Here is a 22,117-nt window from a genome sequence, read left to right as displayed (position 1 = left end):
TATGTTTTATAAAACAAAAAAAAACATTGTCTTTTTATCAAAGACAATGCTTTTTTAGTTTTACACTCGTACTTGTTGCACTTGTAAAACTTTCACAGTAAGATCCAGTACAATTTTCTCACGAAGAGTCTCAAATGATTCGTTTAATTCTGTTGGACAAGGAGAGAAGTCTAATTCAAAAAATTGAGCGCTAACTAATTCGCAATATGGTTGTTCATTATAAAAAACAGTATTTTCAAAGAAGTATTTGTCTAAACGTGGTAAGTCACCGTTATTAGGATTAATAAAGTGAGATGTAGTATCTGAGGAAGCAGCTACTATTGCTAGTGATAGAAAATCTGTTTCTGTTAAATCTGCAAAACCAGAAAATGGAACATTTGCGATACGATCAAATAGTACTGAATTACATCCACTACCTGCATATTCAATGTTTTTACGAATATATCCTTGTACAAATAACTTTGCTCTTGTAACTCGGCGGTAATTTGTACCTGGTACTGGAGTGAATGCTACTGGAACTAACTTACACTGTGTTAAAAATACGTTTTTTAACACACGTTTAATTTCGGATGCTGCAGGTGCTAATGGAACATCTGATTCTACAACAATTTGAATTGTTCTTTCGGCTAATACCACTGGAATTTTTACAATCGGTGCTCCTGGTGTAAGAATTGGTGCTGCTGCCTCATCACTTAATGGTGTTTGGGTTTGTCCTACTACCTGACATGGTACATTAATTGGACATTGTTCACTCATAATATATAATCTCCTTTATAAAAAAAAATTAGAGTTTTTCAACTCTCTATACTGTATATGTACTTTTTCTATTAATGCGTGGGTTTGTATCATAGTCACTTTTATCATTTGCAAAATAAGAGATTCATTTCCCCTTGATAGTTAAAAACATATAAATTAATAAAAGGAGCCTATACTGATATCTACCTATATAAAATAGAAGGTCTCGACTTTTTTCTGTTAGAGCTAATAGGTGTTCCAAAATTAATTTTTCAAGAGTCTTTTATTCCATCTAACAAAGGTTAATATTTAATAAGAACCATTTACCGACTTTTTAATATCCACAAAATAGAAGGTCTCGACTAATTTATCTTTTTATAAAAAATAAAAACGGACTAAAAAAGCCAGTTTTTACACTCAATATATTATAGAATATTCTTATTATTGAACTAATTATTTTATTTTCTAATGTTTTGATAGAGTTTTTAAAAACTCTATCAAAGCATTCTAGTTATCTGTCTTTCCCTTTAAACTCTTTACTTTGTACACATCTTACACTCTCTGCCCATTCATCTATTATCCACAAAATACGTATCATACGCCTTATCAAAAACATATCCTAACTTTTCTGCTAGTTTCGCAGATGTAGTATTTGCTGCATCCCAGTTTGGATATATCCCTTTTTCTAAACAATCCAAGATTAACGCCGCACTAACTATAGTTGCCAACCCTTTTCTTCTATGGTTGTGATCAGTCGCCACTTCGATTTCAATCCCATTATCATAAATGCTATATGATGATGCACCGCATATAACTTCTCCTGTATACAAAATACAATACCCTATACCTCGGTTTATATAATCTTCAACTGATTGAAATTGACTTGTAAAATCTTCAGAGACTTTATGTAATGTAGGGTTATTTACGATATCTTCATCTATTCTTCTTAACTCGTATCCTTTTGGAAGCACTGATATAAAAGATTGTAATTTTGAACGATTAAAAACTTCTGCATTACGTTTGAATTTATAGCGTAAAAACTTATCTATTTTTCTTCCGTAAAATGTTTCTAAACGCTTTTTCCACTCTTCACTATTTACGATTACTAACATTCTATCAGGAATGTTACGCACTAATTCTTCTGTTTCTTTCGCATTTGAATCCCCAGCATAAAATGTGAAAATCCCTATCGTAACTTGCGCTACTGTTGGATTTTCAAGATTATTTACCCAAGCGGTACCCATATGTCCTTGTAAATAAGAAAGTAAAACAACGTTATTGAAATCTTCGAACATAGTAACTAATTTTTCTCTTGTATGTATATTCGCTTCATATATCATTTACATTCCTGCTTTCTTTAGAATTAATGTACTTCTACTCTTTTCTACATATAAGCAAACGTCTACTACATTCCATATAATTATAAATTATTCATAAATATAAAATTATTATAACATTTCATCAAAAAGTAAATGACTTCCTAGTGTATAGGTTTATAGATAATATACTTAATAATAATTCACAATCTATAATCTTTTATTATGTAAAAACCCTCAACATTAGTCTAAGGGTTCATTTAAATATATATGTTATAACTCATTCTTATAAAGAAATGATTCTGTTGCCCCGTTTTTATATACTTTAGTCACTTGAACAACTGATGTGTACGCATTATCGTCATTCGATATCATCTTTCTCATCTCATCTATCTCGGTATTACCAGCTCCACTCTCAATTTTCAAACAGTTCGATATGTTGAGGTATCCACTCGATGCGAAAAGAATAATAAACGTAAGATCAGGGAAATTAATGAACAGTATTCCAAACTTTAAAGGGTTCGTAGCCGTATCAGATAATACTAGTCGGAAACTTAATAATTCAGGCACTTGAACAAAATCTTTAGAAACAATTGCTTCACCTATTATAGTAATTTGCTTTACTATATTTCCCATCTCATCTATAAACTCAGTACAACTAGGTGCATCAATTGTTTTTGCTTGAAGTGATAAATTCAATTCTGGATTGTGAAAGTCAAAAAAGAGTGTACTTCCCTCCGTTAAACATTTCGGACACACATTTCCAAGAAGACTAAAATCTTCTTCAATAAATTTAACTTTCGTTTTACAACTACAAACCTTTCCTATTCGAATTGCATCAATCTTAGAGCAATCTACAAAAATAACCTCATTGTCCTCTTGTACGAAGGATACGATACCATTCCTCTTATTAAATGAAAGAAAATAAGATACAACAATTTCGTTTCCAGCGATTACTATACTCTCAACTTTTGTAAAAGGCTCTAGACTTCGCAAAAATTCACAAATACTATTTTGGCAGAATTGATAATTTCGTTTCGGCTCACAACCCACTTACACTCCATCCCTTCCCTATATGTTTTATCTAATACATATAATATGAACGGAGTATAAAAAAGCTTGGACAATATAACTTTAACTCAGGAATATAGGTACTTACTTACCACATTAATAATGAAATTACGCTAATAATGAGGAATAGCACATAAATTTCCCTATAAATACATATAACAATTTCATCTTTCATGAAAAAAACGTTATAATAAGGTGTAGCCTCTACGATTACGTTATAAAGGAGAATAAAACAATGGCTAAAATTAAAGTATACCAAGCAAAAGAAGAAAATATGGAAGCAGTAAAAAACTTCATTGATGTTGAGGAACAAAACCCAACTGCTGAAAACTTACAAAATCTATATGCATGTGTATTAGAAACAGAAGATATGGCATTGCCTGAATCATACATTGAAGAAGATATCTTAATTGATTCTATGGAAGTTATGGTTAACGCTTCTCAAAGCAAGCTAAGAGACTTAGGTGCATACGATGTAATCGAAGTTCAAAACAAAGGTAAGAAAACACAAGTTTTATTATTAGCAGACGAAGAATACGAAATTATCGAAGGCTAATCTAAATCCGTACATACGAAAAAGCTCCCTTCCAATTGGAAAGGAGCTTTTTCATTACGCTTTTGATGTTTCGCTCTTTTTATTCGTTTGTTGTTTCTTAATTACCATGCGCTCATTTCCCATAAAGAAAATAAATACGAATGCTAAACCAGCTGGTACTAATGCCCACATAAATGTTTGAACAATTGAACTAGAAAGAGCTTCAATAATCTTATCTAATATTTGCGGCGGGATTTGAGATCTTGCCGATTCTGATAGAATAGCTCTTGAATCTCCTAAAGCATTTGTATTCATTCCTCCGCTCATCCCTTTAAATGCTTCTTCTAATTGATCTTGGAAACCTGTTCTTTGGATCATTCCGAAGATTGTAATACCAAGTGTCATTCCTAATGAACGAATGAAATTACTCGTTGAAGTTGCAGATCCGCGCTGTTCCATACCGAAGTTGTGAATAGCTGCCATACTTAGTACAGAGAATGAGAAACCTACTCCAAATCCAATAATAATCATATAAACCGTTAATAATATACGACTTGTTTCTGGCGTTAATGTGCTTAATAAGAATAGTCCAATCAGCATAATAACCGCAGAAATAATCATAATGTTTCGGTAGCTAAGCTTCGTCGTTAAAAATCCACCTAATTGCGCTGTTACGACTGATCCTAACATCATCGGTAAAAGTAATAATCCTGAGTTTGTTGCGCTACCACCGTATACACCTTGAATGAATAACGGTATGTATACAGTTGCTGACATGAACGCAGCACCGTAACATAATGCAATAATGGTACTCATTCCGAATAAACGTTGTTTAAACATTTCAAATGAAATGATCGGTTCTTCTACTTTTCGTTCAATAAAAATAAATGCGATCATTAAAATAGTGAATCCACCAAATAAACTTAAAATAAAGCTAGAATCCCAATCATACTTTTGTCCACCTAATTCGAGCGCAAACATTAAAGAAACTACTGCACCAACTAAAGTAATTGCGCCAAACCAATCAATTTTTTGCTTTCTATGAACTCGTGATTCTTTATAAAAGAATGTAATAAAAATAAGTGCTAAAACGCCAAGCGGTAAGTTAATGTAAAATACCCAGTGCCAGCTTATGTAATCTGTAATATATGCACCAAGCAACGGACCAAAAATACTTGATAAACCAAATACTGCTCCGAATAATCCACCCATTTTCCCGCGCTTTTCAGGAGGGAAAATATCAAAAACAATTGTAAACGCGATCGGCACTAATGCCCCGCCGCCAATACCTTGAATGGCACGATAAATACCTAACTGTGTAATATTTTCAGCAGTACCACAAAGTGCCGAACCAATCATAAAGACGATTAAACCGAAAATAAAGAATCTCTTTCTACCATACATATCTGATAGTTTTCCGAATATCGGCATACCGGCCATTTCTGCGACCATATAGGCAGAAACGACCCATACAAAGTTTTCAAGGCCTCCTAAGTCACCAACAATCGTTCCCATCGCTGTTACGACAATGGTATTGTCCATTGATGCCATTAAAATACCTAGCAATAAGCCCGCCACAACAAAGCCGAGCTTATTATTCTTCTCAACCATAACCTTGCTCTCCCTCGTACTACTTATATTTGTTTATGTTCTTTTACAACTGCATTACCTTTTTGATTAAAACTAGTATGATATTCTACAACACTAATTTCACATCCTGGACCAATGGTAACGTTATTTCCTCTTACTACTTCAGCGATAGTATGCTCTAAATAAATTTCATCTCCTTCAATGACAGACGTTTGGAGGCTTCCAGCATGACTTGTAAATGGAATAAATCTCGCTTTTTTACGAACAGTAATCTTTTTACCGCCGATTTCTCTCACTTTACTTCCTTCATAACGAAGTGAAATTTCAATATTTTCAGCATTAAGTAATCCATCACTTTCAAGGCCACCCGTTAATGATAATTCCTCTACTTCAATATCTCCTTTCACATTTAAAGCGCCTTTCACATCTACAAAATCGCCAGTAAACTTCCCTTTAACTTCTATCATACCTCTTACTTTCGTTTTTTCAATATGAGCATCACTATTCATTTGTGTATTTCCATATACTTTTACATATTCAGCAGTTACATTTCCTTGTACTTCACTATCTCCATACACAACATAATCTTTTACTTTCATATTACCTTGTACATCACTCGTTCCGTATGTTTTAAATTCATTACAACTCATATCATTACAAATCGTTCCTTCGCCGCGTATCTTCACTTTGTTATAATCTCCGCCTGCTGAACTACCAGAACCGTTGACAGTAAGACTATGTTGATGTTCCATATTACTTTTCCCCTCCCATTAGACCTGCTTAATTTCTTTTACATTTGCGCTTTTATCGACAGTCAGAACACCCGTATATTCAATGAGTTCAATCTCACAGTTCGCTCCTACTGTCACATTGTTTCCTCTTACCGTTCTTATGTGAGCATAATCAATATCAATATTGTCACCTTCTAATAGTTCAGCCTCTAACTGCATACCAAATACTGATTTAAACAGTCTGCTAAAAGTACTTAGTCTATGTTTTACTTTAATCGTTTGACCACCAATTTCTTTCGCTCGACATGTACCGTGAATATTAATATTTATTTCATCGGCGCTTAATAATCCACCAATTGTAAATTGTCCTTCTGAAGAAAAAGTATCCACTTCACAATTACCATCAATCGTTGCTTGACCGTTGATTTTAAATTCTTCACCAGTTACATTTCCGCCTATCGTACCTTTTCCTGCAATTTTTAAACTGTTCGCCTTCACATCTTGCGTAATTGTTGCTTTTCCATCAATTCGCATCGTTTCCGCAATAACTGTACCATCGACTTTACCCGATCCACTAATTCTTGCATTGCTGCTTTTCAAATTTCCAGTAACAGCACCGTAACCGTTACATTCAAATTGATCACATTCAACATTTCCATTAACAGTCCCTTTTCCATTTAATTGCACTTTATGAAACTCGCCGCCATTCGATGAACCATAACCATTTATAATCAAATTATCTGTACGCATACTTTCTCCTCCACTATAATAGTTTCGTTTTTAATGCTTCGGTATATTTCATAATCGCTTCACGTAAAACAATTTTGGTGCCTTTTTCAAAAATTAAATCGTCCACGTTTGAAACTAAGAAACATGTAGAAATCCCTAACTTTCGGACGACGATTAAATCACAAGTTTTATGCTTAATCGTTTCATAATTTTCACGTAAAACTTGTAAGACCATTTTTCCTTCTTCTAAACTAATCTCTCCAGATTGTAGTAATTCTTCTAACATATACACATAAAGAATATCTACAAATTGAAACTCTGTTGTTTTATTCGTTTGTTCTATGAAGAATTGTAAAACTGACTCTGATGCAATCCCTTTACGTAAGACGTCTTCCTTTGTTAAAAGGATTTCTCTTACACTCGGTGAAAACATATTCGCTAGTTCATCAAGAGATAAATCTTCTTTCATCGTTTGAATTTTATCAATACGCTCTAATATCTTTTCTTTCGGAAAAAATGTCTCTTGACCCGTGAATGTTGACTTTCGTACAAACCAATCTTCCGGTATTAAATTTTTTCTTTTCCACCTATATAACTGTCCGTATGAAATACCAGTTAGTTCTAATAAATCTTTTTTTGAAATTAAATCTGTACTCAACTGTATAACACTCCTTCCTGATAACAATGTAACATAACACTGTTACGCTGTAAATAGACTTTTATCACAAGCAGCGTAACAATGTGTAAAAACAACCCTATTTTACACAAAAAAAGAGTTCTCACGCATCCTATAAAATGCGTAAAAACCCTTATATATCAACATGTAAACCATATTTCATAAAAATCAATCCACCCTTGTGAATTAATCATTATATTTTGTACTTTTTCGTGAGAAGTTACTTGTTGTTCGTTGCGGTATAAAGGAATAATATGAATTTGACGTAACAAAGTGTTCTCAATATCGCGTAACAATGTAACTCTTTTTTCTGCTCGTTCTTGTTTAAAATACGGGGACAACGTTTTATGAAAGTCCATGCTGCTTTGCCCATGAATAAAGCTATTTTTTGTAAGAAACATATATAGCAGACTATCTTCAATTCGTTCGCTAATAGTTGCACTATCATGCATCATATCAGCCTTTTGTATCGTACTTATTTCCAATAACTCTTCTATTTCAAGAAAATTAGTTTCTACACGAATCCCGTACTTCGCACACTCTTTTTGTATCCATTGTGCATCTTCAACGTGATCTCGTCCTGTAAATGTATAGAGTTGTAGCACTTCGTTATGATACGTACTCCTTTTCATTAAACATGCTATATCTTCTTCAATCTCTACTATGCTTTCATTTGCTAATATTAGTTTCTTTGCCGATTCTCCACGTTCACCGCCGAGCTCTTGAACAATTTTATCGCCATGAATAATTTTATATAGCGCCCTTCGAAACAACTCATCTTGCATTGGTCCATCTTTTACAAGATTGCACGTTACATATGTTACGTTCGATTCAAGCCGAGACAACTCTTTTTTAGGATTTTCTTTATCTTTATACTGTGCCTTTACTAATACATCATACGTATTTACATTTTGCTCTACATTCATTAGTTCAATTCGGTCAAGAAAAGGTCTTTCACGATAATATAAATCATGCACTTCTAATACAAATAACTGTGCATTCTTCTCACGTAATATAAAAGGACCTGTACCAATGAAGCTCCCTGTTTCATCTTCATTTACGATAGAACACTGTTCTGCGCTTAGCATATGTAAAAACATCCTATTTTCCTTATGTAATTGAATTTCAACAACAAATTCATCCGCTGCACGGACACTTTCAACATGTTGTAACATCCATGCGTGTGGGTTGTTTTCTGCTTTCATAAATCGATTCAATGAATGTATAACATGGTGTGCAGTAAGTCGTTTTCCATTATGAAGATAAACGCTTTTTCTTAAATAAAATGTCCAAACCTTTTCAGCAGCATTATATTGCCAGTGAAAAGCAAGCCTAGGCTCTATACAATTTGTTTCCTCATTAACATATACGAGTGTATCAAAAATATGTTTAACCATATGACATTCTGAGCGCATTGTTGCGTAAACCGGATCTAAAGCGATGTCTAGGTTCATCTGTACTTGCAAACGAAGTACGTCTTTTCTTCCTTCAGGTGTCCTTTCTATTTGATGACCAAATATGGAATCTACCCAAGCTTTATACTCTTTCTTTACTGATGGAAATTGTGAGCTGTAGCGTTCTACAAATGAGATTCCACTTTTCACATCTCCTTTTTTCGTTAGTTCTTTTCCTCTTTCTAAAATTAGTGGAATTGGCTGCTTTTGAAATATTAATTTAGAACGATTCCCTCTCCCGCGACCTGGAAACCAAGTGATCCAATGTAACTCTTCTAATTTTTTTATAATTAATTTACTATTACGCTCCGTACAAAATAATGTTTCTGCTATCATTTGTACGGTAACTTCTAATTGCTCTCCTTCTTGTCTACCTTTACCATAGGCACACCATAGTTCAATATATTGATTTAAAATAAACATCATAATCCCCCTAAAAGGTGAAAAATAACCCCTTTTGTTTCTACCCTTTTTCCACCTCTCCTTTCATCTTATCATTTCAATATAGAAAGGAGGAATTAATATTGAACAATCTCATACTACGTTATAATAAACCCATTATTATTAGACTGTGCGGCGAATTATTAACACGAACGACTGAATCTATGTTAGCTCTTATTATGATTATTTACGTTAATAAAATGTTAAACGGTAATATAATAATAACTATGCTCATTTTTGGACTACAACCTCTCTCAGATATTGTATTTACACTTATTGCTGGAGGAGTGACTGATAAATATGGGCGAAAGAAAATTATGTTGCTCGGCTTATTGCTGCAAGGCGTTGCAATCGGCAGCTTCGTCTTTGCTCAATCTGTTTTTATATTTGCATTGTTATACGTCATAAATGGGGTTGGCCGTTCCTTATATATTCCCGCTCAACGTGCACAAATTGCTGATTTAACAAAGCAAAAGCAGCAAGCAGAAATTTTTGCTCTTTTGCATACAATGGCTGCAATTGGTTCCGTAATCGGTCCAATAATTGGTGCTATCTTTTATCGTACTCACCCTGAATATTTATTTATTATGCAAAGTATTACACTTATGGTATATGCAGTCGTTGTATGGACGCAGCTTCCAGAAACTGCTCCAGTACTTACAACGCCAAAGCAAAAACTTGAAGTATCATCTCCAAAACAATTTGTACACAAACATTACGCTGTTTTGGGACTTATGATTACTACACTTCCTATTAGCTTTTTTTATGCACAAACTGAAACAAATTATCGCATTTTCGCTAAAGATATACTTTCAGATTTCGTATTCATACTCGCTTTTATTTCAACATGCAAAGCTATGATGGAAATCATTCTGCAAATTTTCCTCGTGAAATGGTCTGAACGATTTTCCATGACGAAAATTATACTTATTTCTTACATCTGCTTTACGATAGCTGCAATTGGCTATGGGTTTTCAGCAACAATCTTATCACTATTTTTCACATTACTCTTTTTAGTCATTGGGGAAAGTATTGCTTTAAACCATTTACTTCGATTCGTTTCAGAAATTGCTCCTACACATAAACGTGGATTGTATTTTTCAATTTACGGGTTACATTGGGATATATCTCGAACGTGCGGTCCTGTACTTGGTGCGGTTTTATTAAGTCAACTAAACGGTAGCATGCTATTTTATATTTGTGCTTGTTTCTTAGTAGTCGGAGGCATTATTCAAGCAATGTTTATTCAAAATATAGAACGTAATAAAATGAAAAAAGACCTTTCGGAGCATACTACTCATATTTTATAGGATGCTTTCTTTATAAAAAGAAGGATGTCACAAAAGTCTTGAGACTATTGTGACATCCTTTTTATTACCCTGCCATTTTATTAATACTATCCTCTGGCGAAAATACCGAAATATGATTTACCTTACCAGTCGATTTTGGAATAATGAATTTTAACTCAAACTGATTGTTTACTTTATATACATATATTTTATCTTCCCCATTTACTTTAACTGAAGCTGGTTTTCCTAATGCTTTCTCTATTTCTTGTAATGTAATTGATTTTAGCTCTGCATGATAGGAGCGTACATCAAAAACTTGTGATCCTTTATTAAAACCGAAGGAAACATTTTTATTTGTAAAAGTTGCGTACATTCCGTTACCTGCTTGTTCCGTTTTATCTGCTTTCCCCCAAGCTTTTTCTATTTCTTCAATATCTCCTGTATGTGCTGCGAACGGAACGTTAGGTACTTTTCCTTCTTTCGCTAGTTCAAATAATCCTTTAACATAGTTAATTGATTTTTGATTCATTACTGTGTCTTTCGTGCTTGAATCTGTCTTTGGTTTTGTTGATTCTTCATTATTTGATTTTACATTAGGTTCTTTCTTTTCTTCTGCAGAATTATTCTGTTCGCTTTTACTATTTTCCGCTGTTGGGTTTGTTTCCTTTTTTTCATCTGTCCCTTTACATGCTGCTAATGCAAATATGCATGTAAAAGCAAGAAATAACATAGCTATCTTTACATACAATTTCATACATTTCAGCCCCTTATAATAATCTTATTCATTTCGATAACCAATCCATTACACTACTTTTCAAATTGTGTTTGTTCCAAAAAGTAAATGCTTCACTCTCACCCAATGCTTGCACAACATATTCCACAAAAGCTGTTCCTAAAAAATAACCAAGTCGGTTATACCCAAAATATTGTCCGCCAGATAATCGGAACCATTCTTTCTCTTTATCAAGCGTCCATCTTTCTATATAATCTTCCAAAAAACGTTTCTTTATATGTTCTTCATTTTCTATACAATATTGTAACCAACGTTCACCCTCATTGTCATATGAGTAATACACTGATTCATTTAAGCCTTTCAAAATTTGCTTTGATAAATATGTTGCGACACCTTCACGATACAAAGTAACTGCTGCGTCAGTCCACTCAGCTTTTGCCCAATCTATGCCATCATTTTGTAACATAACATTATGATATATATGGCCTATTTCGTGAGCGACAATAACGCGAAGATGGTTCGAATCTGGAGATAATTTTTCCGCCGCAAAAAATATGTCACCAATGATTTCCCTTTCTACAAATGCATTAGAACCAAATCCTCCAACAAATAAATGAAACTTCATATTTACATCAAAATTATATTTATTATTATATTCATTCGTTATCTCTTGAATAATAGTCGGTAATGTTTCTGCAATGATACGAATATCTTCTAGTTTCGCCGGATATTGTTTAATGGCATTCGAAAGACGTTCTCTCGTTTTAGGACAATGATATTTAAAGTATTCATCAAATATCTCTGGATGCGAAGTAAAGTATTGATTAAGAGCTTCTAATTCTACATCGTCACTTTCCCATAATTTTAAAAAATTCGGGATTGTATTATTTATCATTTTTCCCATCTCCTTAACATATCCCTTCTCGCCATTTACACTATAATCCTTCCTTTAAATGAAAAAAGCTGCCCAATAAGGACAGCTTTACATATGTATTTTTACACTTCGATTGACTTACCATCTTCAACAATATGATAAAGTAAGTGAGCTAAATGATGAATTGGGCCATACTCTTCCTCTTCTTCATCTGTTTCACCTTGGAACTCAAGATCATTTAAGTATAGTGCTAAAAATTGATAGTATAGTTTTAAATCAAATCCGTAGCACGCAGTTGGCTCTTCATGATCGCCTTCATATTGTAACATTAAGTATTGATCGTTTCCTTCTGCATCTTCTGCATCAAAGAATACGAAGAAGCCAACGTTTGTATCTAAATCAAATAGATGACGAGTGCCTTTTTCTGTTGCTTTGTTGAAGTCCTCTTCACTTAATTTATGTACTGTTGTCGCTTTAGCATTATCTTCTTGATGGAAATTTACTGTAAATGTTTTCAATGCTGACACCTCCTGATTGTATAATACTAGCATAACATATAAAAAGGACTGCTTACAAATGTAAACAGTCCTTACATTCATTTTCGCATTGCCCGTAATAAGAAACTTACGATGAAAATTAAAACGATCGCACCGATTAAAGCTGGAATAATTGCATATCCGCCAATGACTGGACCAAAACTACCAAGTAATTTCGAACCAATCCAAGAACCGATAATTCCAGCAATAATATTACCAATTACACCACCAGGTACGTCCTTTCCAGTAATTAAGCTCGCAAGCCATCCTAATATACCACCGACGATTAAAGACCAAATCATATGATAACCTCCTTTATATTTCACCAATCAAAATATAATTAGAAACAATTGCTTACCATTAGTTATGTTACATTTTTCATTTGTTATTCATACAGATCAACTATTAGATTATTTCAAAATAAGGAACAACCATTTTTTCCGACTTGTGGTTAATGCCTTTTGTATTTCACATTTTAAGGACAGTCAGGCTTTAATATTGTCCGCATAAACTCTTCTTTAAATGCAGGATAATTAAAACAAACTGCAATTTTTTGAATAGGCCTATTATCAAATGTTGTTGGCTCAGCTATTTTCCTAAAGTCTGCCACACTTTGTCCTCTTGTTACATCATTTGTCGTACTAATCCAAACTGCTGACTTTTTATATTCAAAAATATTATCATTTATAAATGATATGAATGGAAGTAAATCATGAATCGGACTTCCAGCAATACCCGGGTATTCTTTTTTATAAAAGTTCTCATAATAAAAATCAATCATTGGTTTAATAAGTTTCGCCTGTCCTGTTCCTTCTTTATTTATAGTATCCACCATTTCAGGAGTAATTAGTGCTTCTTGCGTTACATTTAACGGAAAAATAGTCGCATTCTTTGCATATTTCATTACAATATTTGCGGCAATTGGATCTCCGTAAAAATTTGCTTCTGATACAGGCGTAACGTTACCAGGAAATAAAAAAGCACCGCCCATAATATAATACGAACATACTTTATCCATTACATTTGGATATAATAAAAATAACGTTGCCAATGTTGTTAATCGTCCTGTCGCTACGATAATAATATCTTCTGGACAAGGTTCAATTAATTTAATTAATTCACAAAAATTTTCCCGTTTACAAATCCTCATATTAGGTGGAATAATTGGTCCTAAACCGTGATCCCCATGAATTTCAGGAAAGAACAAAGGTTCCTCAGCAGTCATCGGCCTTGCTGCACCCTCAATGATTTTTACTTCTGTAGCATAGTATCTTTCTAAAAAATACACATTTTCCGTTACGATATCTCGCGATACATTCCCATATTCAGCAACAATACCTATAATATCTAATTTACATGTTTTATTTGCATAAATTAAAGCCACCGCATCGTCAATACCAAAGTCTCCAAAAAAGATGATTTTCTTATTAACTATCCTCACCCCTGTTCAGCATAATCTACTATTATTATTATGTGAAAAAGACAAGGCTGTGAAACGGTGCAAACTAAAAAAGCCGCCTATTTATTGGCGACTTCAATCTTTTTATAAGATAAATATGCTAGTACATTTTTACTTGAATCGTATTTTGGATTATTTCCTTTTCTCGGTTCTCTCATATGTGTTTTTTCAAATCCAGGAATATCCGGCATTTTCTCCATAAATTCAAGCATTTCTTCTTCAGTTCCTTCAATACGTACGCGAATCATTATTACATTTCCTCAATTCTCATTTTCTCTGTACTAAGTATAACGTACTTTGAAAAGACTGCAAGAAATTTATCTTTTTAATGTCGCACTTTTTTTACATACGAACAGTGCCATTTCGGTATAAAACGATATAATTTTATTATTTTCATATTGAATGTTAAAGAACTCTTGCATTTCAACTGATGTTTTCATCATACATTCTGTTAGCTTCGCGCGTTTCTGCAAAGGTACATTCATCATATCGCACCACCAGTCAAATTCAAATTTCTTGTCAAAAGTAAGACATGACTGCATTTGCAAACCGTTTTTTTCTAACAAGGTAATCCATTCTGTTTTTTTCAGCGCTCGTTCATGACTAGGATCCCTCTTTTTTTCTATAAAATTATAAAATGTATCAAATTCATTATTTTCCGGTGAAACATTATCTATTAGAATAAACAATCCATTATCTTCTAACGTACGATTTACTTCATATATAAACTGAGATGGGTTCGTAAAATGATGCGCTGCAATTCGGCACGTAATCGTATCAAAAGAACTATCTGTAAATGGTAAAATTTCAGCGTTTCCAGCGACAAAAGATACATTTTCATGTCCATTACTCATAATAAAATTTTTCGCACTCTCTAACATTTTTTCAGTTAAGTCTAAGGCTACTACTTCTTTAAAAAATGGAGCTAATAAATTCGCAACATGTCCACCGCCAGTAGCGATATCAAGAAGACGATAATTATGACGAGACTCAACTTGTTGAACTACATATTGTAAATCCGGCCCTTTAGCATGAATTTTACTTTTCACATACTTCTCCGCATTATTACCAAACTGCTGTTTCACAAGCTCCTCTTTACTCATTTTATCATCTTCTTTCTATTGTTATTTTCACGATTCAGATACCTAATAAATTCTATTTCAAATTTTCAATTCCTCTATTCGACAGATTATATGTTGCTTTGAAAAAATAAAAAAACCGTAAGAATATATCTCACAGTTTTTTAGCTTTCTATATAGTTTCTTTTTCCCTTTCTTCATTTCCTGAAGTTAGGCTACCAATAGTATCCGCCGTTACTTCAACCACAAATTCACAAATACCTACTACTACTTCTCCAATTACTTCATCCATCTTTTTTACCCCCTTATTTTATGTAACTTATTTGTAGTATAGAAGAGAGTGATTGTTTTTAACTATCGGAAAACGTGACAACAACATTACAATTTTGTAAGCTTTTTCAATTTGTTTAGCTTATATCCTTTGAAAATCCAAGTATGATTCACAAGCATATAGGCCATCATAATATTAGGTAAGTTCCAATTCTGCTAGAGGAGGCGTGTAAAATATATTACGTAAAATTAATTAAAGGTCAATCATTCTATGCTTTTGATCATCGCTTCTTAATGTCTGAAGAAGAAGTGGTTTCCGAAAAAGTTTATAATTACTTACGTCGCAATGAATTTTTCGAGGTACGTAAAGAAGAATATTCGGCTTAACTACAAAAAGCATCAAGAAAACTATCACATAATTGTGGTATTTTCTTGATGCTTTCATTTGCTCTCCCTCTTTTCAACAATTGTGCTCATTCTCTTAATACATACTATTATTTGTCCAATCTATTTCATCGTAAATTTCATATTTTAGTATATAAGGAGGTGACGAGTATGACTCATATCATTGATTACCAGGCTACTCAACCTATAAGTAAAACTGGTGAAACTACTTTTGCAATCCCAGCTTCTCCAAATAAAGCAATTCTAGCAAATTTGAAATTGAGAATTTCAAGTAGAGATTCTCATAATAACCGAGTAGAATTAATCGCTACAGTTGGTGTAGAAGGGATAACTGAGATTTCACAAATTTTATTCCGAATTTTCCGTGATAACATTGAAATTTTTAATACACAAGTAGGTATTGAATCTACAGATTCTGAACAATTCTATGCTCAAACATTTCAAGCTATAGATCAAAACGTTGGAAGTGGAACACACCAATATTCATTAACTGTAGAAAACCTAACTAGTGGCGCAAGTGCAGAAGTTATTGGTCCTCTATCTTTTAGCGCATTAGCTATTGGACAAGAACGTAAATGCTGCTAAACAATCTAAAATTTAATTTTGTGCTTGAAAAAAGCAAGACGTAGTATATATGTTCTTGCTTTTTTATTTTGTTCAAATTTATCCTTACTTTCAATAGACACTTCATCACAATTCTTTTACATTTTCATTGGTTATTTCATCAACTAACAAATCATCTTTTCGACAAATCAAAAAAATTGAAATCCACTCATGAAACACGTAATATAGACTCTGACTCTAAAAAAGTTCGTTATAAATTACACATAAAATAAGGAGGTTTTATATACGAGTTTTTCATTTTAAAAGACGGAGAGGTTTTACATTATGTGGCGTAATAAAAATGTTTGGATTGTGTTAATTGGGGAGTTTATTGCTGGTCTAGGGTTATGGCTTGGTATTCTTGGCAACCTTGAATTTATGCAAAAATATGTCCCTTCTGATTTCATGAAATCAGTTATATTATTTATCGGATTATTAGCAGGTGTTCTAGTGGGCCCTATGGCAGGTCGTGTCATTGATCAGTATGAAAAGAAAAAAGTTCTTCTTTATGCTGGATTCGGTCGTGTTATTAGTGTTATCTTTATGTTTTTCGCAATCCAATTTGAAAGTATCGCCTTTATGATTGCATTTATGGTTGCTCTTCAAATTTCGGCAGCATTTTATTTCCCTGCATTACAATCTGTAATCCCACTTATCGTACGTGAGCATGAGTTGTTACAGATGAACGGTGTACATATGAATGTAGGTACAATCGCTCGTATTGCAGGTACTTCACTAGGTGGAATTCTTTTAGTTGTGATGAGTTTACAGTATATGTATGCCTTCTCAATGGCAGCGTACGCTTTATTATTCCTCTCAACTTTCTTCCTACAATTCGAGGATAAGAAATCAACAACACCAAATAAACAAGCTGCAAAAGATAATAGCTTTATGGAAGTCTTTCGCATTTTAAAAGGAATTCCTATTGCTTTTACAGCACTTATATTAAGTATTATCCCTCTATTATTTATAGCCGGATTTAATTTAATGGTAATTAACATTAGTGAAATGCAACATGATCCAACGATTAAAGGTTTTATATATACAATTGAAGGTGTCGCATTTATGTTAGGAGCCTTCGTTATTAAACGTTTATCTGACCATTTCAAACCCGAAAAATTATTATATTTCTTCGCAGTTTGTACCGCTTTTGCACACCTTTCCTTGTTCTTTAGCGATATAAAATGGATGTCACTTACATCATTTGGTTTGTTTGGTTTTAGTGTCGGTTGCTTCTTCCCTATTATGTCGACAATTTTCCAAACGAAAGTGGAAAAAAGCTATCATGGCCGCCTCTTCTCATTCCGTAATATGTTTGAGAGAGTTATGTTCCAAATTGTCTTACTTGGCACAGGTTTCTTCTTAGATACGATTGGTTTACAGTACATGGTATTAATTTTCGGTGTCATTTCATTATTAATTATTTTCATTTCATTATCTAAACAGAAACAATATGAAAAACAACCTTCGCAATCTGCGAATTTATAACTTAAGAAAAGAAGCATGGATCATTAGATTAATCCATGCTTCTTTGTTATATATAATCTTATTTATTACGTTTACTGAAATGATTTAAAGGAGTACCCCATTTTGCTTTCGAATATAATATATAAATACGGTCTATAGGAGGTGCAAAATGTCTGATGGCATCCAGTTATTTATTATCCTTTTTGTTGTATTCGTTATGTTTAGCATCATAAACTTTTTAGCAATTTCCCTATCTCAACATAGCCTTAAAAGAAGAATTGTGGCAGGCTTCATATTTTTACTGCTAACGCCTATTATTTTTTTGACAACTACGGCACTCACTTCTAAATTCGATAACGCTGGTTTTGGATCAATTAACCTAACCTCTTCTATTATAAACGTGTATATTTTAAACGGTATTGTTATTCTTCTTTCTACTTCATTTATCCTCAAAAAACAAAATATAAGATAGCACACTAGGCATGAATCTGGATTACATTAGATTCCTGCCTTTTTATTTTAAAAACCTCACCTTCCTCCAATTTTTATGTGAAATTAAATAATTCTTTATAAAAATTTAAACTTTATTTATTACAATATCACTATCGTATTCGCACGTTTATTGAAAACGAAATGAAAGGAGCACAAAATGAAAAAGATTCTATTGATTATTCCTATATTCATCGTTCTACTTAGCGGATGTAGCAATAATGATATATACGGTTCTTGGGAAGTCGTTGACAACAAAAATGGTCTTTGCCCTACATCTTATAAATTTGAAACAGTTGTAAAAGAAGAAAAGAAAGAAAAAATTGTTCAATATTTAGTGGAGATGCAAACATCAAAGGAAAAAGAAGATTTATACAAAGGCTCATTTGTAAAGAATTCTAATGTATATCACATTGATTATGGTAACTCATTTACATCGGATCAAACTTTAAAAGTTGTCGATGGCAAATTAAATGTATACTTTTATGCAGTGGAAAAATTATGTACATATAAAAAGAAATGATTACACTTCATTTAAAACGCAGAAAATATTTTCTGCGTTATTTTTAATTTACAAAACCTCCCCAAAAACATTTTCCTCTTTTAAATCTTAAAATTCAAATGTAGTATTATATAATAACAATATTTTAATGCGAGGTGCTTTTTTTGAGAAGTTTAAGTTCATTAATTGTATCAACAATCTGTTCCATTATCCTAATCCTATGGAGTGCACTTTCAGTTTATGAAAGATTCACGACAGGAAATTCATACTATTGGCTTAGTGGTATATTAGGCCTCGTTTTCGTGTTCTTTTTCATCCAAAATATACGGGATATACTTAATAAAAACTATAAAACATCCTAAACCGTATAGAAAGATATAATAAACAGTTCAGTTAACCAATCCTTATTTACAGCGCCCTTTCAAAAAAGACTAATCCTCCCTCTAAATTTGTCAATCGTTTTAATTTTCATAAAAAAATGATAAAATGTAACCATGTGTTTTCAGAATAATTAAAAACGCAGAAAGAAAACACTGTTTTTAGGAGGGGTTTTGATGACTTACACGTTAGCAACTAGAATGAAAGCATTCCAATCTTCTATATTTAGTGAATTAGGGGCTTATAAAAAAGAAAAAATTGCAGCAGGTCACAAAATGATTGATTTAAGTATTGGGAATCCTGATATGCCACCTGCTGACTTCGTAAGAGAAGAAATGGTACATACAGCAAGTGAAAAAGAAAGCTATGGATACACATTAAGTGGTATTCAAGAATTTCACGAAGCTGTAACTAAATATTACAACAACACTCATAACGTTAAATTAAATGCCGATAAAGAAGTTTTATTATTAATGGGTTCACAAGACGGACTTGTTCATTTACCTATGGTTTATGCAAATCCGGGAGATATTATATTAGTTCCAGATCCAGGATATACAGCTTATGAAACAGGAATTCAAATGGCTGGTGCAATATCCTATTACATGCCTTTAAAGAAAGAAAATGAATTCTTACCTAATTTAGCAGCTATCCCCGAAGATATTGCTGATCAAGCAAAGATGATGATTTTAAACTTCCCAGGGAATCCAGTTCCAGCAATGGCTCATGAAGATTTCTTTAAAGAGGTAATCGCATTCGCGAAAAAGCATAACATTATTGTTGTCCATGATTTTGCTTATGCTGAATTTTATTTTGATGGCAATAAACCAATTAGCTTCCTCTCTGTACCTGGTGCTAAAGAAGTTGGAGTAGAGATCAACTCTTTATCAAAAAGTTATAGTTTAGCAGGTAGCCGTATTGGTTATATGATTGGTAATGAAGAAATTGTTCGTGCACTTACGCAATTTAAATCCAATACAGATTACGGAGTGTTTTTACCAATTCAAAAAGCAGCATCAGCTGCACTAAGAAATGGCGCTTCGTTTTGCGAGAAAAATCGTGGTATATATCAAGAACGTAGAGATACTTTAGTTGATGGATTTCGAACATTTGGTTGGAATGTTGATAAACCAGCTGGTAGTATGTTCGTCTGGGCCGAAATTCCGAAAGGCTGGACTTCTATAGATTTCGCTTATGCATTAATGGATCGTGCGAATGTCGTTGTTACACCAGGTCATGCATTTGGACCTCACGGAGAAGGCTTTGTACGTATTGCACTCGTTCAAGATAAAGAAGTGTTGCAGCAAGTCGTTGAAAACATCAAAAATAGTGGTATTTTTTCTCTTGAAAAAGTAAATGAATTAGTTAAAAATTAATGATAACTCCCCTGCTTAACTGTTGCAGGGGTATTATTCATTGGAGGTACTTCCATATGCACATTAAAGACACTCTTCCCCATCGTTATCCATTTTTAATGATTGATAAAATAACAAATGTAAAACATGGTGAATCCGTTACGGGATATAAACTCATTACAAATAACGAATGGTTTATAAATGTTAGTCAAGACCATATGCCCCATATGTTAATTGTAGAAGCACTTGCTCAGCTTAATCCATTTGTACATCCAAATGACTCTGAAGGTCTAGGATTCCTCTCCTCATTAGATGGAGTTGAATTCCACGGAAACGCATATCCAGGTGATAAACTAGATTTACATTATGAGTTAACTCGTAATCGTGGAGGTTTTATTCTCGGTAAAGGTACTGCAACTGTTAATAATCAGCCGATTGTAACTGTGGAAAAGCTATTAATATATCAAGCAGATTAGAGACGATTTAATCCGCGGGGTATCTAATTTCTACAAATTTGTCTCACCAACATGAGCAGAGTAAACAAATTACTTGGTTAGGAGCAGGAAAATGGAAAGTACTATTGGTATCGATGCTGGAGGAACATTAACGAAAATTGCTTATTTGAACGAACAAAAGCAATTAGCTTTTGAAAAATTTTATTCAAATGAACTAGATAAAATAATAGATTGGCTTAAGAAAAACACTCGTATAAAACAAATATGTATTACAGGTGGTAAAGCAAAACAATTAAAGCAACTACTTTCACACTCATATAAAATAGTAGAACGAAACGAATTTGAAGCTACTCTAGTAGGTGTCCAATACATATTAAAAGAAGTAAAATTTGATATAAATAACTTTATATTAACAAATATCGGTACAGGTACTTCCATTCATTACGTTTATAATGACCAATATATTCGCGCTGGTGGTACCGGTGTTGGCGGTGGTACTATTATGGGGCTTTCAAAATTATTAACAAATATAGATCATTTTGAAGATGTGATCCCTTTAACAAAAGTAGGTTCTAGAAAAGTACTAGATATTACGGTTGGAGATATTTATGATGGCATTCTCTCTCCTATTGATAATAGCTTAACTGCTAGCAATTTTGGGAAAGCCGCTATTTCAGAATCAAAATATAATAGCTCAGACATACTTGCTACTGTACAAGGACTCGTCGGTGAAGTCGTTACTGCATTAAGCCTTCAATTCGCCGAAACAAAAAACATTGACCATATTATTTATATTGGTTCCACTCTATGTAATAACGTACACCTTCAAAACATTATTAGTAACTACACAAAATATCAAAATAAAACACCAATCTTTTTACGTGATGGTGGTAATAGCGGTGCGATTGGTGCTTTACTTCATGTTACGAATAAAAAAAGCTGACA

General features: G+C 33.1%; 25 protein-coding genes. 10 read left to right on the top strand and 15 right to left on the bottom strand.

The window, feature by feature from the left end:
- Positions 1–60: 60 nt before the first annotated feature.
- The 3 genes from AABL52_RS13010 to AABL52_RS13000 all read right to left on the bottom strand — a co-directional run bounded on the left by AABL52_RS13010 (position 61) and on the right by AABL52_RS13000 (position 3,104).
- The gene (locus AABL52_RS13010) at positions 61–756 is read right to left on the bottom strand and encodes a CsxC family protein (RefSeq protein WP_001975871.1); all 696 of its coding nucleotides are present in this window, start codon (positions 754–756) and stop codon (positions 61–63) included.
- A gap of 548 nt (positions 757–1,304) precedes the next feature.
- The gene (locus tag AABL52_RS13005) at positions 1,305–2,075 is read right to left on the bottom strand and encodes a GNAT family N-acetyltransferase (protein ID WP_097951314.1); all 771 of its coding nucleotides are present in this window, start codon (positions 2,073–2,075) and stop codon (positions 1,305–1,307) included.
- Positions 2,076–2,324: 249 nt separating this feature from the next.
- The gene (locus AABL52_RS13000) at positions 2,325–3,104 is read right to left on the bottom strand and encodes a BC_2878 family exosporium-associated protein (protein WP_341519600.1); all 780 of its coding nucleotides are present in this window, start codon (positions 3,102–3,104) and stop codon (positions 2,325–2,327) included.
- 253 nt (positions 3,105–3,357) lie between these two features.
- On the opposite strand from AABL52_RS13000, the gene AABL52_RS12995 reads away from it, so the two are divergent.
- Entirely contained in the window at positions 3,358–3,678 is a 321-nt protein-coding gene (locus AABL52_RS12995) for a hypothetical protein (RefSeq protein ID WP_341519599.1), read from the top strand.
- 54 nt (positions 3,679–3,732) lie between these two features.
- Here the strand turns inward: AABL52_RS12995 and AABL52_RS12990 are convergent, their stop codons facing one another.
- The 5 genes from AABL52_RS12990 to AABL52_RS12970 all read right to left on the bottom strand — a co-directional run bounded on the left by AABL52_RS12990 (position 3,733) and on the right by AABL52_RS12970 (position 9,260).
- Complete coding sequence (locus AABL52_RS12990; RefSeq protein WP_341519598.1) at positions 3,733–5,268, bottom strand: MDR family MFS transporter; 1,536 nt, start codon at positions 5,266–5,268, stop codon at positions 3,733–3,735.
- A 23-nt stretch (positions 5,269–5,291) separates the two neighbouring features.
- Positions 5,292–5,999 (bottom strand): cytoplasmic protein, encoded by a 708-nt coding sequence (locus tag AABL52_RS12985; RefSeq protein ID WP_097843512.1) that lies wholly within the window; start codon positions 5,997–5,999, stop codon positions 5,292–5,294.
- An 18-nt stretch (positions 6,000–6,017) separates the two neighbouring features.
- Complete coding sequence (locus tag AABL52_RS12980; protein WP_001258373.1) at positions 6,018–6,728, bottom strand: bactofilin family protein; 711 nt, start codon at positions 6,726–6,728, stop codon at positions 6,018–6,020.
- 13 nt (positions 6,729–6,741) lie between these two features.
- Positions 6,742–7,365, bottom strand: coding sequence for a YhbD family protein (locus tag AABL52_RS12975; protein WP_097843514.1), 624 nt, complete (start codon positions 7,363–7,365; stop codon positions 6,742–6,744).
- 158 nt (positions 7,366–7,523) lie between these two features.
- The gene (locus AABL52_RS12970; protein WP_341519597.1) at positions 7,524–9,260 is read right to left on the bottom strand and encodes an ABC transporter substrate-binding protein; all 1,737 of its coding nucleotides are present in this window, start codon (positions 9,258–9,260) and stop codon (positions 7,524–7,526) included.
- Positions 9,261–9,361: 101 nt separating this feature from the next.
- Here AABL52_RS12970 and AABL52_RS12965 point away from each other — a divergent pair, with 101 nt between their 5' ends.
- Positions 9,362–10,588, top strand: coding sequence for an MDR family MFS transporter (locus AABL52_RS12965; RefSeq protein WP_341519596.1), 1,227 nt, complete (start codon positions 9,362–9,364; stop codon positions 10,586–10,588).
- A gap of 64 nt (positions 10,589–10,652) precedes the next feature.
- Here the strand turns inward: AABL52_RS12965 and AABL52_RS12960 are convergent, their stop codons facing one another.
- From AABL52_RS12960 to AABL52_RS12930, 7 genes are all read right to left on the bottom strand, one after another.
- Positions 10,653–11,321, bottom strand: coding sequence for a YjgB family protein (locus tag AABL52_RS12960; RefSeq protein ID WP_341519595.1), 669 nt, complete (start codon positions 11,319–11,321; stop codon positions 10,653–10,655).
- A 28-nt stretch (positions 11,322–11,349) separates the two neighbouring features.
- Complete coding sequence (locus tag AABL52_RS12955) at positions 11,350–12,195, bottom strand: aminopeptidase (RefSeq protein WP_341519594.1); 846 nt, start codon at positions 12,193–12,195, stop codon at positions 11,350–11,352.
- 101 nt (positions 12,196–12,296) lie between these two features.
- Positions 12,297–12,692, bottom strand: coding sequence for a hypothetical protein (locus AABL52_RS12950; RefSeq protein ID WP_000847587.1), 396 nt, complete (start codon positions 12,690–12,692; stop codon positions 12,297–12,299).
- A 77-nt stretch (positions 12,693–12,769) separates the two neighbouring features.
- Positions 12,770–13,012 carry a GlsB/YeaQ/YmgE family stress response membrane protein gene (locus AABL52_RS12945; protein WP_000638305.1) on the bottom strand — a complete coding sequence of 81 codons (243 nt, stop codon included), beginning with the start codon at positions 13,010–13,012 and terminating at the stop codon, positions 12,770–12,772.
- Positions 13,013–13,185: 173 nt separating this feature from the next.
- Positions 13,186–14,151 (bottom strand): nucleoside hydrolase, encoded by a 966-nt coding sequence (locus tag AABL52_RS12940; protein ID WP_341519593.1) that lies wholly within the window; start codon positions 14,149–14,151, stop codon positions 13,186–13,188.
- A gap of 77 nt (positions 14,152–14,228) precedes the next feature.
- Positions 14,229–14,417 carry a DUF3970 family protein gene (locus tag AABL52_RS12935; protein ID WP_000621879.1) on the bottom strand — a complete coding sequence of 63 codons (189 nt, stop codon included), beginning with the start codon at positions 14,415–14,417 and terminating at the stop codon, positions 14,229–14,231.
- A 69-nt stretch (positions 14,418–14,486) separates the two neighbouring features.
- A complete protein-coding gene (locus AABL52_RS12930; RefSeq protein ID WP_340420285.1) occupies positions 14,487–15,272 on the bottom strand; it encodes a class I SAM-dependent methyltransferase in 786 nt (261 codons plus the stop codon).
- Positions 15,273–15,752: 480 nt separating this feature from the next.
- Between AABL52_RS12930 and AABL52_RS12925 the strand changes: the two genes are divergently transcribed.
- The 8 genes from AABL52_RS12925 (at position 15,753) to coaW (ending at position 22,115) form a co-directional block, all read left to right on the top strand.
- A complete protein-coding gene (locus AABL52_RS12925) occupies positions 15,753–15,905 on the top strand; it encodes a YqbF domain-containing protein (RefSeq protein WP_341519719.1) in 153 nt (50 codons plus the stop codon).
- A gap of 168 nt (positions 15,906–16,073) precedes the next feature.
- Positions 16,074–16,508, top strand: a complete 435-nt coding sequence (exsC, locus tag AABL52_RS12920) for an exosporium protein ExsC (protein WP_000148795.1) — start codon at positions 16,074–16,076, stop codon at positions 16,506–16,508.
- Between the two features lie 303 nt (positions 16,509–16,811).
- Positions 16,812–18,014 carry an MFS transporter gene (locus AABL52_RS12915; protein ID WP_242256841.1) on the top strand — a complete coding sequence of 401 codons (1,203 nt, stop codon included), beginning with the start codon at positions 16,812–16,814 and terminating at the stop codon, positions 18,012–18,014.
- 148 nt (positions 18,015–18,162) lie between these two features.
- Positions 18,163–18,465 (top strand): hypothetical protein, encoded by a 303-nt coding sequence (locus tag AABL52_RS12910; RefSeq protein ID WP_341519592.1) that lies wholly within the window; start codon positions 18,163–18,165, stop codon positions 18,463–18,465.
- A 177-nt stretch (positions 18,466–18,642) separates the two neighbouring features.
- A complete protein-coding gene (locus tag AABL52_RS12905; protein ID WP_340420286.1) occupies positions 18,643–19,005 on the top strand; it encodes a hypothetical protein in 363 nt (120 codons plus the stop codon).
- A gap of 533 nt (positions 19,006–19,538) precedes the next feature.
- On the top strand, positions 19,539–20,738 hold the full coding sequence (locus AABL52_RS12900) for an LL-diaminopimelate aminotransferase (RefSeq protein WP_000222686.1): 1,200 nt from the start codon (positions 19,539–19,541) through the stop codon (positions 20,736–20,738).
- A gap of 56 nt (positions 20,739–20,794) precedes the next feature.
- Positions 20,795–21,193, top strand: coding sequence for a 3-hydroxyacyl-ACP dehydratase FabZ family protein (locus AABL52_RS12895; RefSeq protein WP_341519591.1), 399 nt, complete (start codon positions 20,795–20,797; stop codon positions 21,191–21,193).
- 91 nt (positions 21,194–21,284) lie between these two features.
- The gene (coaW, locus tag AABL52_RS12890) at positions 21,285–22,115 is read left to right on the top strand and encodes a type II pantothenate kinase (RefSeq protein ID WP_341519590.1); all 831 of its coding nucleotides are present in this window, start codon (positions 21,285–21,287) and stop codon (positions 22,113–22,115) included.
- The last annotated feature ends 2 nt before the right edge of the window (positions 22,116–22,117 follow it).

The sequence above is a fragment of the Bacillus paramobilis genome (assembly GCF_038096195.1).
GTDB classification, from domain to species: Bacteria; Bacillota; Bacilli; order Bacillales; family Bacillaceae_G; genus Bacillus_A; species Bacillus_A mobilis.
This window is presented reverse-complemented; position numbering and strand designations above follow the sequence as displayed.

Excerpts from the sequence above, each read along its gene's own strand:
- exsC (WP_000148795.1), top strand. The coding sequence starts at position 16,074 with ATGACTCATATCATTGATTACCAGGCTACTCAACCTATAAGTAAAACT.
- AABL52_RS13010 (WP_001975871.1), bottom strand. The coding sequence starts at position 756 with ATGAGTGAACAATGTCCAATTAATGTACCATGTCAGGTAGTAGGACAA.
- AABL52_RS12905 (WP_340420286.1), top strand. The coding sequence starts at position 18,643 with ATGAAAAAGATTCTATTGATTATTCCTATATTCATCGTTCTACTTAGC.
- AABL52_RS12935 (WP_000621879.1), bottom strand. The coding sequence starts at position 14,417 with ATGATTCGCGTACGTATTGAAGGAACTGAAGAAGAAATGCTTGAATTT.
- AABL52_RS12915 (WP_242256841.1), top strand. The coding sequence starts at position 16,812 with ATGTGGCGTAATAAAAATGTTTGGATTGTGTTAATTGGGGAGTTTATT.
- AABL52_RS13005 (WP_097951314.1), bottom strand. The coding sequence starts at position 2,075 with ATGATATATGAAGCGAATATACATACAAGAGAAAAATTAGTTACTATG.
- AABL52_RS12985 (WP_097843512.1), bottom strand. The coding sequence starts at position 5,999 with ATGGAACATCAACATAGTCTTACTGTCAACGGTTCTGGTAGTTCAGCA.
- AABL52_RS12960 (WP_341519595.1), bottom strand. The coding sequence starts at position 11,321 with ATGAAATTGTATGTAAAGATAGCTATGTTATTTCTTGCTTTTACATGC.
- AABL52_RS12990 (WP_341519598.1), bottom strand. The coding sequence starts at position 5,268 with ATGGTTGAGAAGAATAATAAGCTCGGCTTTGTTGTGGCGGGCTTATTG.
- AABL52_RS12970 (WP_341519597.1), bottom strand. The coding sequence starts at position 9,260 with ATGTTTATTTTAAATCAATATATTGAACTATGGTGTGCCTATGGTAAA.
- AABL52_RS12900 (WP_000222686.1), top strand. The coding sequence starts at position 19,539 with ATGACTTACACGTTAGCAACTAGAATGAAAGCATTCCAATCTTCTATA.
- coaW (WP_341519590.1), top strand. The coding sequence starts at position 21,285 with ATGGAAAGTACTATTGGTATCGATGCTGGAGGAACATTAACGAAAATT.
- AABL52_RS12955 (WP_341519594.1), bottom strand. The coding sequence starts at position 12,195 with ATGATAAATAATACAATCCCGAATTTTTTAAAATTATGGGAAAGTGAC.
- AABL52_RS12945 (WP_000638305.1), bottom strand. The coding sequence starts at position 13,012 with ATGATTTGGTCTTTAATCGTCGGTGGTATATTAGGATGGCTTGCGAGC.
- AABL52_RS12895 (WP_341519591.1), top strand. The coding sequence starts at position 20,795 with ATGCACATTAAAGACACTCTTCCCCATCGTTATCCATTTTTAATGATT.
- AABL52_RS12995 (WP_341519599.1), top strand. The coding sequence starts at position 3,358 with ATGGCTAAAATTAAAGTATACCAAGCAAAAGAAGAAAATATGGAAGCA.
- AABL52_RS12980 (WP_001258373.1), bottom strand. The coding sequence starts at position 6,728 with ATGCGTACAGATAATTTGATTATAAATGGTTATGGTTCATCGAATGGC.
- AABL52_RS12910 (WP_341519592.1), top strand. The coding sequence starts at position 18,163 with ATGTCTGATGGCATCCAGTTATTTATTATCCTTTTTGTTGTATTCGTT.
- AABL52_RS12930 (WP_340420285.1), bottom strand. The coding sequence starts at position 15,272 with ATGAGTAAAGAGGAGCTTGTGAAACAGCAGTTTGGTAATAATGCGGAG.